Genomic DNA, 12619 nt, shown 5'->3' with positions numbered 1-12619 from the left:
GGCTAGCCATGTCGGCGCATCATCGGACACAGATCGTGATGACGCGAATACGAAAGATGAGGAGCGCGTCGACATGCACGACCCTCTTTGGTATCTCCGAGCGGCCGACTACGGACCCGACCCGGCTCCCCAACCCCCGGGCAGCGGCATCAGGATCGCCGTCTACCGGGTCGACGCGGCCGGTGTCCACGTGGTCAAGGAGCCCGAAGACCACAAGGGGTTCACCCGCGCCTGGCCGCAGGTCGAACCACCCTGCGCGTGTCCGACCACCTGCCCGCTGAAACACGGCAACTCCTAGAACCCCTCCCCGCGTTCCGGTGGCCCGCCCGGACCGACCACGCGGGGAACGCCCCGCGACCGACGTCCTCCACCTCGATCGCACTGCGAAAACAGTCGGTCGATCGATGACCGACCTGACGGAAAGCGAGAAAAATTATGGGAACCCAGGGTGGCGACCACTCCGGAAAGCCCGACACATCCGACAGTGATGGGCATCGCGACAAGCCTCCGGGGCCGATGAAGCCATACGAGCCGCCGAAGAAGTGAGGTTGGTTCCATGACCACGCAAGAGCGACTCGTTCAACTGCTCGACGGCAAGGGCGCCTTGTCGCCCGAGTGGCGTGATGCCGTCATGTCGGTGGACCGGGGACTGTTCATCCCGAGTGCCGTAGAGGGGTGCGGCGGCACCGCGGAGTCCGAGGAATGGCGGCGGCTCGTGTACGACGATGTGCCCGTCGTGACTCAGGTCAACGACGGGATGCCGATCGACGAAGGGGCGTTCCGGCTTGCCACCTCTTCCTCGTCGATGCCATCGATCATGCTGGAGATGCTCGACCTGCTCGATGCGCGCGCGGGGGATCGGGTGTTGGAACTGGGCACCGGCACCGGGTACAACGCGGCCTGGTTGTCGCACCGTCTCGGCGATGCGAACGTGGCGACGGTGGAGCTGGATCCAGTGATCCTGGCCACCGCGGTGAACAACCTGAAGGCGGCCGGGTATTGCCCGACCGCGACCGTGGGCGATGGCCGCGACGGATTCCGTCGCGGAGCGCCTTACCAGCGGATCATCTGCACGTTCAGCATGCGCGAGATCCCACGGGCCTGGTTGGAGCAATGCCTCGACGGTCGCATCGTGACCCCATGGGGCAGCAGCTTCTTCAACGGCTCTTTCGTCACCCTGGCGGTGGAAGCCGGCCGGGCCCGGGGCTCGTTCTCCGGCGACCCCGCCTTCATGTGGGACCGGAAGCATCGAGCAGGGGCCGGGCGGATCCGAGATCACCACCGTGAGGAGAGGGGTCGGCGGCGCTCGACCGATGTTCCACCGCAGAACGTCCTACAGGACGATCCGGCCTTCTTCGTCGGGCTCCACCTCACCGACGCGTGGTATCGCTGGGCGGAAGCGGACGATGGCAGCGGCGGAGCCACGCTCTGGCTCTTCGCCGACGACGGGAAATCGTGGGCCTCCGTGCGGTATGCCCCCGACCAAGACGCCTATGGGGTCGAGCAGTTCGGCCCGCGGACGTTGTGGGACGAGACCGAGAGCGCCTTTCTGCGGTGGCACGAACTCGGCAAGCCGGAACGGTCCCGCTTCGGGATCTCGGTCGATGCGCGCGGGCAGCGGGTGTGGTTGGACGACCCGCTGGATGTCGTCGTGGGCGTGTCGTAGCCCTGCCGCCGGCAGGGTGACGAGCCACCCATGCCACGCGGACCCACCGCGATCACGCGGGGCCGACGGCCCGACGAGTTGTCCACCCGACGAAAGCCCAACCCCGCCGACGTCACGGAACGTGGGGCAGAAACAGGCCGTCAAGGTTGCCGCGCGAGCGTGAAGCGGCCGGGCGACAACCTCGGGTTGTCACCCGGCCTCAGGCCACGCAGAACCAGAGGCCCGGCCAGCCCCGGAACTCCCGCCTCAGGGCTGGGACGTGTCTGACACATGATCACCGCGCCTCGCGAACATCGTCTTGTTCGGAATCATGGTTGTCAGGGCTCCGCGCTCTGGCCATGATCGAAGTATGAGGACTGCACGAGCGTTCGAGCGAGCGGCAGAGTAGGTGGGCGCCTGGATCGACGGACCGAGCGATCCGTCCTTCTGGCGGGCAAAGGCCGGGCTGCCCTCGCCGACCCAGTAGGCGGCGACGCGCATTACCCCGCCTCCGCCTGACCGATCCCACAGAGCGTTCCACAAGGAAGTGAACAGACACGTGGTCATCACGTTCTCCGCATGGCGCGACTCGACCTACGACGGTTATATCGGCCTCGCCGAGATACTCGGGCACCTCGGAACCCACGGCGTGGATCTGGAATGGTCGTGCGAGATCGACGAACTCGCGCCGGAGCCTCACGATCCGGCGCTTGAGTCCTTGACACATCGCGACCGGATCTCGACGACGGAGCTGCTGCGGCTGGTCACTCCGAACAAGCAGATCATCGACGGCCGTTTTGACGGGATGCCACCCGAAACCCGGGACCCGACAGTCTCCATCTTGGCGATCGACAGCTCGGAATGGGAGATCGAGTCCGCCGATCCGGACCTCGTCCACCGGCTCCTTTCCGCATACCCGGACGGGAAGATCGCATCCTCATGACCCGCAGCCCTCGGACCGCGACAGCCCGACGTCGTCGTAGTGCCGTGGTTGCCTGACGCTCAACCGACACAGCCGCCAAGCGGCCGATCGTGAGCAGAGGTTCCTCTTCCCGCATGCGGCCATGCTGGACCCTCCCACCGTGGGAGGGTCCAGCCCGGGCGCGCGGCCCCCTGGATCAGGAGTGGAAGATCTCCGTGATGTCGGTGATCTCGTTCGCGGCGTTCAGGGTGATGTCGTAGGCCCCGTTCGAGGAGCACATGTACTCACCGTCGGTCTGGTTCGCCAGGCACTTGCCGATGTGGTCCCACACCTGGGCGAGGTACTCGGCCTTCCACGGCGTCGGGCCGTTCAGCGTTCCGGTGGCCTTCGGCGCGAAGTGCAGCGGCGTCTGCTCGGCGCCGACCGCCTCGAAGTGGCCGTCGTTGGGGTCGCAGACGAACTTGGTGTTCTTGTAGTACAGCGAGTCCTTGGTGGGCTGCCTGACCGGATAGACGATCTTGTGACCGGTCTTGATCGTCGGCCCGGCGCCGCAGTCGTCGCCCGGCGCGGCCGCCGACGACCGACCCGCCGACGGCTTGGCCGACTTCGGCGCCTTGGGCTGCCCCGAGCCGGAGGCGGCCGGGCTGCCGGTGGGATCGGGCGCCACCACCGGCGCCGTGGAGGCCGGGGTGCCGGCCGCCTTCGGCGAGTCCTTCTTGTCGTCCTTGCCGTCCGCGTTGCACGCGACCAACATGAGCGCGCCGACCGTCACGGCGGTCACCCCGCCCAACGTCCTGCGAGTAATCGGATACATCGAACCCCCTGTACGCCGGGCGCCATGCGCCCGCACTCCGATGGAACTCGCACACATTAGCGATCTTGGAAATCGGCCGCCGGTCGATGTTCACGAATACAGCAAAGACAAAATCAAGGTGTGGAACGGGCTGGGCAAAGTAGCGCTCGGTGCGCCGCTCGTCACGACGGACGTCGCCCGGTCGTGGCCGGATCCGTACCCGTTCGGCCCCGGCGGACGCCGGCTCGCGATAGCGTCACGCGGAGGTCTTCGGGACCAGAGGCGAGGTGGGACCCGTGCGGTTCGGATGGCTGCGACGCCATGAGCGTCACCTGGAGGAATACCGGCGCCGGCGTGAGGAACAATCGCCGTGCCCGGGCCGCGCCGTGCCCGAACCCCCGCCCGCGCCGATGCACCTCGCAAATCCGCACCGGTACGAGGGGCGCAATCCGGCCGAACCGGAATCCGTTCCGCCGGGTGGCGGGGTGCCGGCCGAGTCCGACGACGCCGAGGCGACCCGGGCCGAGATGCTCACCGAGAAGGCCCGGCAACTGACCCGGGCCGGCCGGCACGCCGACGCGGCGGCCCCCGCCCGCGCCGCGGTCCGGATGCAGGGCGTGCTCGCCGGCAAGGACCACCGCCGGCACGGACCCGCCCTGGTCGGCGGCCTGCGCGCGTTCGCGGCCGTGCTCGCCGCCGACGGACGGGCCGCGGACGCGGTCAAGGTGGCGACCAGCGCCGTCGAGCACGCCCGCCGACTCGGCGCGATCGACCACCGCACGCACCGTCCGCTGCTCGCGGCGTCGCTGCGCGAACTCGGCGCCCGACTCGGCGACAACGGCGACGAACAGGCCGCGCTCGCCGCGCTGCGCGAGTCCGTACAGCTCTTCCGCACGCTCGCCGCGCAGGCACCCGAGCGACACCGTGCCGAACTCGCGCTGTCCCTGGACGAACTCGCGGGCCGCCTCGCCGCGACCGGCGCTGCCGAGGCCGCCCTTGCCGCGTTCACCGAGGCCGAACGCCTGCTCGGGATCGGCCCGCCCGACGCCCGCCAGGCCGCGGTGCTGCTGCGCCACGCCACCCTCCTCGCCCGCCTCGGCCGCGGGCCCGAGGCGGTCGCGCTGGCCGCCGACGCGGTCGAGGTCCGCCGCACCTACGCGGGCGCCGACCACGCGCCCGCCGGCCGCCGCGAGGACGAACTCGCCGCGTCGCTGCAGAGCCTGGGCCTGCTGCACAGTGCCGGCGGCGCGCACGACGAGGCCGTCGACGCCCTGGAGGAGGCGGTCCGCCTGCGCGCGAGACGGGTGCGGGCCGACCCGGTGTTGGCCCGCCTCCCCGAGGTCCCCGTCACCTACGCGCTCTACGGCATAGTCCTGGTCGCCGCGGGCCGACCCGCCGACGCGGTCCCGCCGCTCGCCGCGGCCCTCGGCGTGGGCACCGCGCTCAATCTCGAACGGGTCTCCGACCTCGCCGGCGACACCCTGGTCCGGGCCCACCGCGCCGACCCGGACGCGGTCCGCAACCGCTGGCTCGCGGCCACCGGCGAGGAACTGCCGGCCTGGATCGAGCGCGGCCAACTCCCGCTCCCGCGTCAGACGGGCCGCCGGCCGATCCCCCAGGAGGCCCTCCAGAGCCGCGACTGAAAGCGAGGGGCCCGACCCGGCATCGCCTCGGGGAAGCCACGTCGCACGCACGAAATCACGCACGAAATCACACGCGAAGTCGCACACCGAAAAGAGCCGTCGGGAGCAACGGAACCACCCGAAGGTGTGCCGTGACTCCCGACGGCTCCAAGGCTGTCAGGCGATGGGACCCGGATCACGGGTCCGCCGGCCCGGAGGCCGAGGTGTCAGAGCTCGCCGCGCAGCTTCGCGAGCGCCTCGGCAAGGATCGCCTCGCCGTCGGCGTCGCTGCGACGCTCGCGCACATAGGCGAGGTGCGTCTTGTAGGGCTCGGTACGCGGGGCGTCCGGCGGGTTGTGCTGGTCCTGCCCGGCGGGCAGACCGCAACGGGGGCAGTCCCACGTCTCGGGGACCTGAGCGTCGGTAGCGAAGCTCGGCTGCGTCTCGTGCTTGTTCGCGCACCAGAAAGAAATACGGAGACGTGGGGCTGCTTCGCCGCGCTCTGCCTCCCCCATCGGGCCGGCGCCGACCCGACTCCCACGGATGGCGTTGCCACTTGCCACGGTAAAAACTCCCCTTGGTCCTTGAGGTCGCGCCCCCGTTGCGCGGCTTGGCGTCCAGTGTACGTGCGCCTCGCGCAAGGTTGAACCGAGCGGTGGGCCTTTTCCGACAGTCCGTCAGAAAGGCCACCGCGCGGGTGGAAACAGCGGCCGAACCGGCGCTGTCAGTACGTGTTCTTGAGCAGCAGACCGAGCACGACGATCGTCACGAACCAGCACACGCCCACGATGATGGTCATGCGGTCGAGGTTCTTCTCCACGACGGACGAACCGCCGAGCGAAGATGACATGCCGCCGCCGAACAGGTCGGAGAGGCCGCCGCCCTTGCCCTTGTGCAGCAGCACCAACAGCACCATGAGCAGGCTGAAGACGATCAGGGCGATCGAGAAACCGGTGACCACGGCCGGGCCCAACTCCTTCTGGCGGAACGCGGGGGCCGGGGGTTCCCGGCCATCGGACAGCGTACGCTGTCGCGCCCCGCAGGTGGGAGCCGTACGGCCCTTCGGCTAATCCGGCGGATCATCCTATTACGGCCGGCCCGGCCCGGACCGCTCCCCCTCGTCTCCCACGGCCCGCTCGTCCCCCGCGGCCCGCTCGGTCCCCTCGCCCTCCTCGGCCCGCTCGGCCGGCCCGTCCGGGTCGACGTCGCCGGTGTCCTCGATCTCCACCTCCTGGCCCGCGCCGCTGACCAGGCCACCCGTGTTGGCCAGCGGATGCCCCCGTCCCGGGTCCCGGGGGCCCCGTACGGCTCCCGTACGCCGCACCGTGACCCGGTTCTCGCCGCCCGCGACGATCGCCCCGGTGTTGGTCACCGGGCCGCCGGACAGGCTGATCCCGTCGTTGCCGCCCGCGTCGTCCTCGTTCGGTTCCGTGTCGCTCACGTCGTCCCTCCCGCCGTCGATCGTGCGGCGCCCGTTCCGGCGCCGCCGGAGCCACGTACCGAGGCCTGGTTCCCGCGGCCCGCGACGATCGCGCCACTGTTGTTGAGATCACCCGAGACGTGCTGGATGATCCCGTTGTTGAGAACCAGCTCGTTGCGCTGCCGATACTCGGTCACGTCCACGTTCCGCTGCTGGAGGAAATCCAGGACGAAGGCGGTGAACTTGCGCTCGATCAGCTTCAGGTACTTCTCGGCGTCCGAGTTCTGGAAGAACGTCGCGTAGGTCGCCGAGGCGCCCAGTTCGCGCACCGACGCCCGGGCGCCCCGGTCCACCGGCAGATTGCGGATCGCCCGCTCCTCCGCCGCGCGCAGATTGCCGGCCCGGCGCCACCACGAGGACCACACCCGCATCAGCCGCCCGGCCGAGGAGACCATCAGGGCGGGCGCCTCCACGAGCGCGCGGCCGACCGCACCCCACACCGCCCCCGCGTCGACCGAGTGCAGCCACTCGTCGGCGACGTGGTACTCGGGCCGGATCGGCGGCAGCACCAGCTCGTGCAGCTCGGTGTACAGCAGCCGCCCGTCCATCGTGAAGCGGATCAGGACCGAGACCACGACCTCCTGCGACCACGTGCCCACCCGCACGCACAGGTAGCGTCGGGTCGCCTCCACCGGCGGCGGCACCGCGCCGCCGGTCACCCCGCTGCTGAACTCGTGCATCTGTACGCTCAGCCCGGACAGCCGGTGCTTGCCCTCCTCGGAACGGGCCAGCGCGTCGAAGGACTCGCAGACGGCGGTGGTCAGTTCCTCCACACTGAAGGGTCTGAACCCGCTCTTGCGCGGCGCTTCGAGCACGGAGGGCCCGGCCCCGCGCAGCTCGACGGGAAACGTCCAGCTCTCCACCAGCTCGCCCGCGCCGACGAACGGCAGGTATCCGCTGTAGCGCACCCCGGACGGTATCGGCGGCGCGAGCCGGGTCGGTCCCTCCGCGCCGATCGGCGCGTGCGTCGGCCGCGGCGGCAACACCTCGTTCATCGCCCCCTGGAGCGTTCCCGGCGCCCCGAGCGGCCCGGGCGGCGGGGTGGGCACCCACGTCCGTCCCGGTCCCAGGTCGCCGACCACGGTGGCGCGCTGCTGCATCCGCTCGATCCACACCACGAACACCACGACGAAGAACGCCGGCAACACCGTCACCGCGATCGTGCCGCCGTCGGGCAGGCCGCTCCCGTCGCCCGCCAGATACAGCATCATCCCGAACAGCAGCGCCGCGATCCACGACACGTGCGCGGCGGCGCGGGTGCGGAAGTCGCGTACGCCGCCACCGCCCGCGACCCCGCTCCGCACCGTCATCAACCCGAAGACGACCACGATCGCGAGCCAGAACAGCCCGGCCGCGAAGCCGAATCCGACCATGAACAGCACCGCCGGGACCAGGAACGCGACCACGTCGCGCAGGATCCGCCGGCGCCGTGCGGACAACGCGTGCTCCAGGACCGCCTGTTCGTTGTATCCGTAGGACGGCGCGCGATCGCGGTGCGCGTTCTCCCACAGTTCCTCGATCACCCGGGCGCCGAACCGCTCGTCGATCTCCGCGCCCGTACACAGATACCTCGTGGCTCCGGTGTCCCCGGCGCCTCCCGCTCCCGACATGTCTTGAAATGACACCTGGACCCCCTGGGGTCGGCCGGTACAGGTACCCGCGAGGGGCGACTACCGGCCACTTGGCGATGACTTATCGTCAGGTATCCGTTACGGGAGGGGCAAGAGGAATGGAACCTCTTGGGACGGGTTTATGAGGAACGAGTGATTCCGGCCACTCGGGGGCTCTCGCCCGGACACGCGCCCACCCGCCCGCGCCCGACGCGCGCCGGGGACGCGACGCGCACGCGCCGGACCGGCGCCGCGCACGCGAGCTCGAACGCGAACGCGAACGCGAACGCGAACGCGAACGCGAACGCGAACGCGAACGGGCCCGGAGCGTTCCCGCCCCGGGCCCGTCGCACACGTTCGACTCGACTACTGCGCGACCGCCTGGTCGCGGTAGCGCACGAGCTTGACGAAGTCCTCGGCGACCAGGCTCGCGCCGCCGATCAGGCCGCCGTCCACATCCGGCTGCGCCATCAGGCCGGCCACGTTGGACGGCTTCATCGAACCGCCGTACAGCACCCGCACGCGGTCCGCGAGGTCGGCGCTGTAGAGCTCCGCGAGCCGCCCGCGAATCGCCGCGCACACCTCCTGCGCGTCCTCGGGGGTGGCGACCTCGCCGGTGCCGATGGCCCACACCGGCTCGTACGCGATCACCACGGACTCGGCCTGCTCGGCCGTGATCCCCTTGAGTGCGCCGTCGACCTGCGCGAGCGTGTACGCGACCTGCTCACCGGCCTTGCGCACGTCCAGGCCCTCGCCGACGCACACGATCGGCACGAGGCCGCTCGCGTAGGCCGCGTGCACCTTGGCGTTGACGACGGTGTCGTCCTCGGCGTGGTACTGCCGGCGCTCGGAGTGCCCGACCGTGGCGTACGTGCACTTGAGCTTGGCCAGCATCGAGCCGGAGATCTCGCCGGTGTACGCCCCGCCCTTGTGCTGCGAGATGTCCTGCGAGCCGTAGGTGAACCGCAGCTTGTCGGCGTCGACCATGGTCTGTACCGAGCGCAGGTCCGTGAACGGCGGCAGCACCGCGACCTCGACCTGGTCGAAGTCCTTGTCGTTCAGCGTGAACGCGAGCTTTTGCACCAGCGAGATGGCCTCGAGGTGGTTGAGGTTCATCTTCCAGTTGCCCGCCATCAGCGGGATGCGACCGGGGGTGTTCTGCGCCTTGGCGGCAGCGGACATCGTTCAGCCCTCCAGGGCTTCGAGGCCGGGCAGGGACTTGCCTTCGAGGTACTCCAGGCTCGCGCCGCCCCCGGTCGAGATGTGACCGAAGGCGTTCTCGTCGAAGCCGAGCGTGCGCACGGCCGCGGCCGAGTCGCCGCCGCCGACCACGGTGAACGCGTCGGAGTCGATCAGGCCCTGCGCGACCGCGCGGGTGCCGTGGCTGTACGGCTCCATCTCGAACACGCCCATCGGGCCGTTCCAGAAGACGGTCTGCGCGTCGGCGATCTTGTCGGCGAACAGCTCGCCGGACGCGGGGCCGATGTCCAGGCCGAGCCGGTCGGCGGGGATCGCGTCGGCCGAAACCACCGCGTGGTCGGCGTCGGCGGCGAACGCGGTGGCCGCGATCACGTCGACGGGCAGCACGAACTCGACGCCGTTGGCCTCGGCACGCGCGAGGTAGTCGCGGACCCGGTCGATCTGGTCCTTCTCCAGCAGCGACTTGCCCACCTCGTGGCCCTGCGCGGCCAGGAAGGTGAACACCATGCCGCCGCCGACCAGGATCCGGTCGGCCTTGTCGAGCAGGCTGTCGATGACGCCGAGCTTGTCGGAGACCTTCGAGCCGCCGAGGATGACCGCGTACGGGCGCTGCACGTTCGCGGTCAGTCGCTCGAGCACGTCCAGCTCGGTGGCGATCAGGCCGCCGACCGCGTGCGGCAGACGGGCCGGCACGTCGTACACCGACGCGTGCTTGCGGTGCACCGCGCCGAAGCCGTCGCCCACGTACACGTCGGCGAGGGCGGCCAGCCGGTCGGCGAACGCGCCGCGCTCGGCGTCGTCCTTGCTGGTCTCGCCCGCGTTGAAGCGCAGGTTCTCCAGCAGCGCGACCTCGCCGTCGGCGAGCCCCGCGACCACGGCCGCGGCGCTCTCGCCGACCGTGTCGGTCGCGAACGCGACGGGGGCTCCCAGGAGTTCACCCAGGCGGGCGGCGATCGGCGCCAGCGAGAACTGCGGCTCGGGGGCGCCCTTGGGCCGGCCCAGGTGCGAGCACACGATCACCTTGGCACCGCGGGCGAGCAGTGCCTCGATGGTCGGGACGCTCGCCCGGATCCGGCCGTCGTCGGTGATGCGTCCGCCGTCGAGCGGGACGTTGAGGTCGGCGCGTACCAGGACGCGCTTACCGGATACGTCGATGTCGTCGATGGTCTTCAAGTTCGACTCGTCCTCGGATGTCGAAGAAACGGGTGGGGGTAGCGAACGGGCCCGGGCGACGACGTGTCACCCGGGCCCGCATCGTCAAGCAATCTCAGCGCGTGTGACGCACCGTCAGAGCTGACCACCGATGTAGCCGACGAGGTCGACCAGGCGGTTGCTGTAGCCCCACTCGTTGTCGTACCAGCCGACGACCTTGACCTGCTTGCCCTGGGCCATGGTCAGGCCCGAGTCGAAGGTGCACGAGGACGGGTCGGTCACGATGTCCGAGGACACGATCGGGTCCTCGGTGTACGTGAGGTAGCCCTTGAGCGAGCCCTCGGCGGCCTTCTGGAAGGCGGCGTTGACCTCGTCGCGGGTCACCTCGCGCTCCAGCTCGACGACCAGGTCGGTGACCGAGCCGGTCGGGACCGGGACGCGCATGGCGATGCCGTCCAGCTTGCCCTTGAGCTCGGGGATGACCAGCGCGGTGGCCTTGGCGGCACCCGTCGAGGTCGGGATGATGTTGGTCGCGGCACCCCGGGCGCGGCGCAGGTCCGAGTGCGGGAAGTCCAGGATGACCTGGTCGTTCGTGTACGCGTGGACCGTCGTCATCATGCCCTTGACCAGGCCGAAGTTCTCCAGGAGAACCTTGGCCATCGGCGCGACGCAGTTGGTCGTGCAGGAGGCGTTGGAGATGATCGTGTGCGCGGCGGCGTCGTACTTCTCGTGGTTGACGCCCATCACGATGGTGACGTCCTCATTCTTGGCCGGAGCCGAGATGATGACCTTCTTCGCGCCGGCCTCGATGTGCTTCTTGGCCTTCTCGGCGTCCGTGAAGATGCCCGTGGACTCGATCACGATGTCCACACCGAGCGCGGCCCACGGCAGCGCGGCGGGGTCACGCTCGGCGATGACCTTGAAGGTCTTGTCGCCGACGGTGATCGCGTCGTCGGTGTAGGTGACCTCGGCGCCGATGCGGCCGAGGATGCTGTCGTACTTGAGCAGGTGGGCCAGGGTCGCAATGTTCGTGAGGTCGTTGACCCCGACGATCTCGAAGTCCGCGCCCGAGGCCAGCGCCGCGCGGAAGAAGTTGCGGCCGATACGGCCGAATCCGTTGATGCCTACCCGGATCGTCACGAACCGATCTCCTCTGTCGAACGCCGAATGCCCTGATGGTGATGTGACCGAGGAGATGGTCAGTGGAATCCGCGATATCCCCGGCCATGTCCGACCCTACCGTGACGCCCCGGGCACCTTCACGCAGGCTTGCTGCGGAAGGCACCCAGGGCGTGATGAACCATCAGAAAAGCGGACCAATGCGGGGTAGGACGGCGCCTACTTCTCGCCGACCGACTTGGTGATCCCGAAGGCCCCGAACCCGGCGAAGGCGTAGACGAGGATGTCGACGAAGCCGAGGTCCTCCTTCCACGCCTTGAAGATCTCGCTGCTGTATTCGGACAGCACATCGAGCACCGACATGTTCAGTTCGTCGGCGCCGTCCAGCGTGATCGCGGTGAGCTGGCCGAGCATGACGCCCACGAGGGCGAGCAGCACGGCGACGATCGGCAGCGCCGGGTGCGACCCGCCGATCTTGCCGATCGCGAACGCGATCAGCGCCGCGACCCCCAGGCCGAAGTACGTGCTCTGAATCTCCAGCGACTTGACGATGAAGCCGTACAGCCCGGCCGCCACCAGCATCGCCACGACGCCGGCCACGATGCCGAGACCGGGGTTGCCCTCCCGGCGCGGCGGCTGCGGCGGCGGACCGCCGTAGGGGCCCGAGCCGTACGGACCGGGCTGCTGCCCCCACTGTCCCTGGCCGGGCTGCTGCTGCCCCCACTGTCCCTGCCCGGGCTGCCCCGGCTGCTGCCCCCATTGACCCGGCATGTTGTTGCTCAAGGTGAATCTCCCCCGAAGGCTTGCTGCAAATGGGAACTCGAATGTGCGCACGAACGTTAGTGGCCCCCGGCCGAGGAGTCTCCGCCGGGGGCGTCGTTCCCGCCACCGATTTTCGCGCGGGCCCGCGCACGCGACCGCCGCGTCGCTACCAACGAGGGAACCGGCGCCCCAGCGACCGGGTGATTCCGGTGCGCGCGAACGCGGTGTGCCGCGGTACGAACGCGCGTGGCCCCCGACGGAAGCATCTTCCGTCGGGGGCCCGCGTGATCACAGTCGGGACTTCCCTCTCGTTG

Annotated in this window: 13 protein-coding genes; 4 read left to right on the top strand and 9 right to left on the bottom strand. The window is 69.8% G+C overall.

The window, feature by feature from the left end; all coding sequences use genetic code 11:
- Positions 1 to 73 precede the first annotated feature (73 nt).
- The 3 genes from OG928_RS25135 to OG928_RS25125 all read left to right on the top strand — a co-directional run bounded on the left by OG928_RS25135 (position 74) and on the right by OG928_RS25125 (position 2588).
- Positions 74 to 298: a hypothetical protein gene (locus OG928_RS25135; RefSeq protein WP_406287611.1), complete on the top strand. Its 225-nt coding sequence runs from the start codon at positions 74 to 76 to the stop codon at positions 296 to 298.
- Positions 299 to 556: 258 nt separating this feature from the next.
- Positions 557 to 1666, top strand: a complete 1110-nt coding sequence (locus tag OG928_RS25130) for a methyltransferase domain-containing protein (RefSeq protein ID WP_406287609.1) — start codon at positions 557 to 559, stop codon at positions 1664 to 1666.
- A gap of 538 nt (positions 1667 to 2204) precedes the next feature.
- Positions 2205 to 2588, top strand: coding sequence for a hypothetical protein (locus OG928_RS25125; RefSeq protein WP_406287607.1), 384 nt, complete (start codon positions 2205 to 2207; stop codon positions 2586 to 2588).
- 175 nt (positions 2589 to 2763) lie between these two features.
- On the opposite strand, the gene OG928_RS25120 is transcribed toward OG928_RS25125, so the two are convergent.
- Positions 2764 to 3348 (bottom strand): hypothetical protein, encoded by a 585-nt coding sequence (locus OG928_RS25120; RefSeq protein WP_406287605.1) that lies wholly within the window; start codon positions 3346 to 3348, stop codon positions 2764 to 2766.
- A 308-nt stretch (positions 3349 to 3656) separates the two neighbouring features.
- On the opposite strand from OG928_RS25120, the gene OG928_RS25115 reads away from it, so the two are divergent.
- The gene (locus OG928_RS25115; RefSeq protein WP_406287604.1) at positions 3657 to 5003 is read left to right on the top strand and encodes a tetratricopeptide repeat protein; all 1347 of its coding nucleotides are present in this window, start codon (positions 3657 to 3659) and stop codon (positions 5001 to 5003) included.
- 206 nt (positions 5004 to 5209) lie between these two features.
- Here OG928_RS25115 and OG928_RS25110 read toward each other — a convergent pair whose 3' ends face one another.
- The 8 genes from OG928_RS25110 to OG928_RS25075 form a co-directional block, all read right to left on the bottom strand.
- On the bottom strand, positions 5210 to 5497 hold the full coding sequence (locus OG928_RS25110; RefSeq protein WP_020553570.1) for an RNA polymerase-binding protein RbpA: 288 nt from the start codon (positions 5495 to 5497) through the stop codon (positions 5210 to 5212).
- Positions 5498 to 5706: 209 nt separating this feature from the next.
- Positions 5707 to 5943, bottom strand: a complete 237-nt coding sequence (gene secG / locus OG928_RS25105; RefSeq protein ID WP_026218871.1) for a preprotein translocase subunit SecG — start codon at positions 5941 to 5943, stop codon at positions 5707 to 5709.
- 126 nt (positions 5944 to 6069) lie between these two features.
- Entirely contained in the window at positions 6070 to 6423 is a 354-nt protein-coding gene (locus OG928_RS25100) for a hypothetical protein (RefSeq protein ID WP_406287602.1), read from the bottom strand.
- Complete coding sequence (locus OG928_RS25095) at positions 6420 to 8072, bottom strand: hypothetical protein (protein ID WP_406287600.1); 1653 nt, start codon at positions 8070 to 8072, stop codon at positions 6420 to 6422. Before OG928_RS25095 ends, OG928_RS25100 begins: the two co-directional genes overlap by 4 nt.
- A 366-nt stretch (positions 8073 to 8438) precedes the next feature.
- The gene (gene tpiA, locus OG928_RS25090) at positions 8439 to 9254 is read right to left on the bottom strand and encodes a triose-phosphate isomerase (protein WP_406287598.1); all 816 of its coding nucleotides are present in this window, start codon (positions 9252 to 9254) and stop codon (positions 8439 to 8441) included.
- 3 nt (positions 9255 to 9257) lie between these two features.
- Positions 9258 to 10445 (bottom strand): phosphoglycerate kinase, encoded by a 1188-nt coding sequence (locus OG928_RS25085; RefSeq protein WP_406287596.1) that lies wholly within the window; start codon positions 10443 to 10445, stop codon positions 9258 to 9260.
- Positions 10446 to 10559: 114 nt separating this feature from the next.
- On the bottom strand, positions 10560 to 11564 hold the full coding sequence (gene gap / locus OG928_RS25080) for a type I glyceraldehyde-3-phosphate dehydrogenase (RefSeq protein ID WP_406287593.1): 1005 nt from the start codon (positions 11562 to 11564) through the stop codon (positions 10560 to 10562).
- Between the two features lie 198 nt (positions 11565 to 11762).
- Entirely contained in the window at positions 11763 to 12326 is a 564-nt protein-coding gene (locus OG928_RS25075; RefSeq protein WP_406287591.1) for a hypothetical protein, read from the bottom strand.
- Positions 12327 to 12619: the final 293 nt, after the last annotated feature.

The organism is Embleya sp. NBC_00896 (assembly GCF_045207785.1).
Lineage (GTDB): Bacteria > Actinomycetota > Actinomycetes > Streptomycetales > Streptomycetaceae > Embleya.
This window is presented reverse-complemented; position numbering and strand designations above follow the sequence as displayed.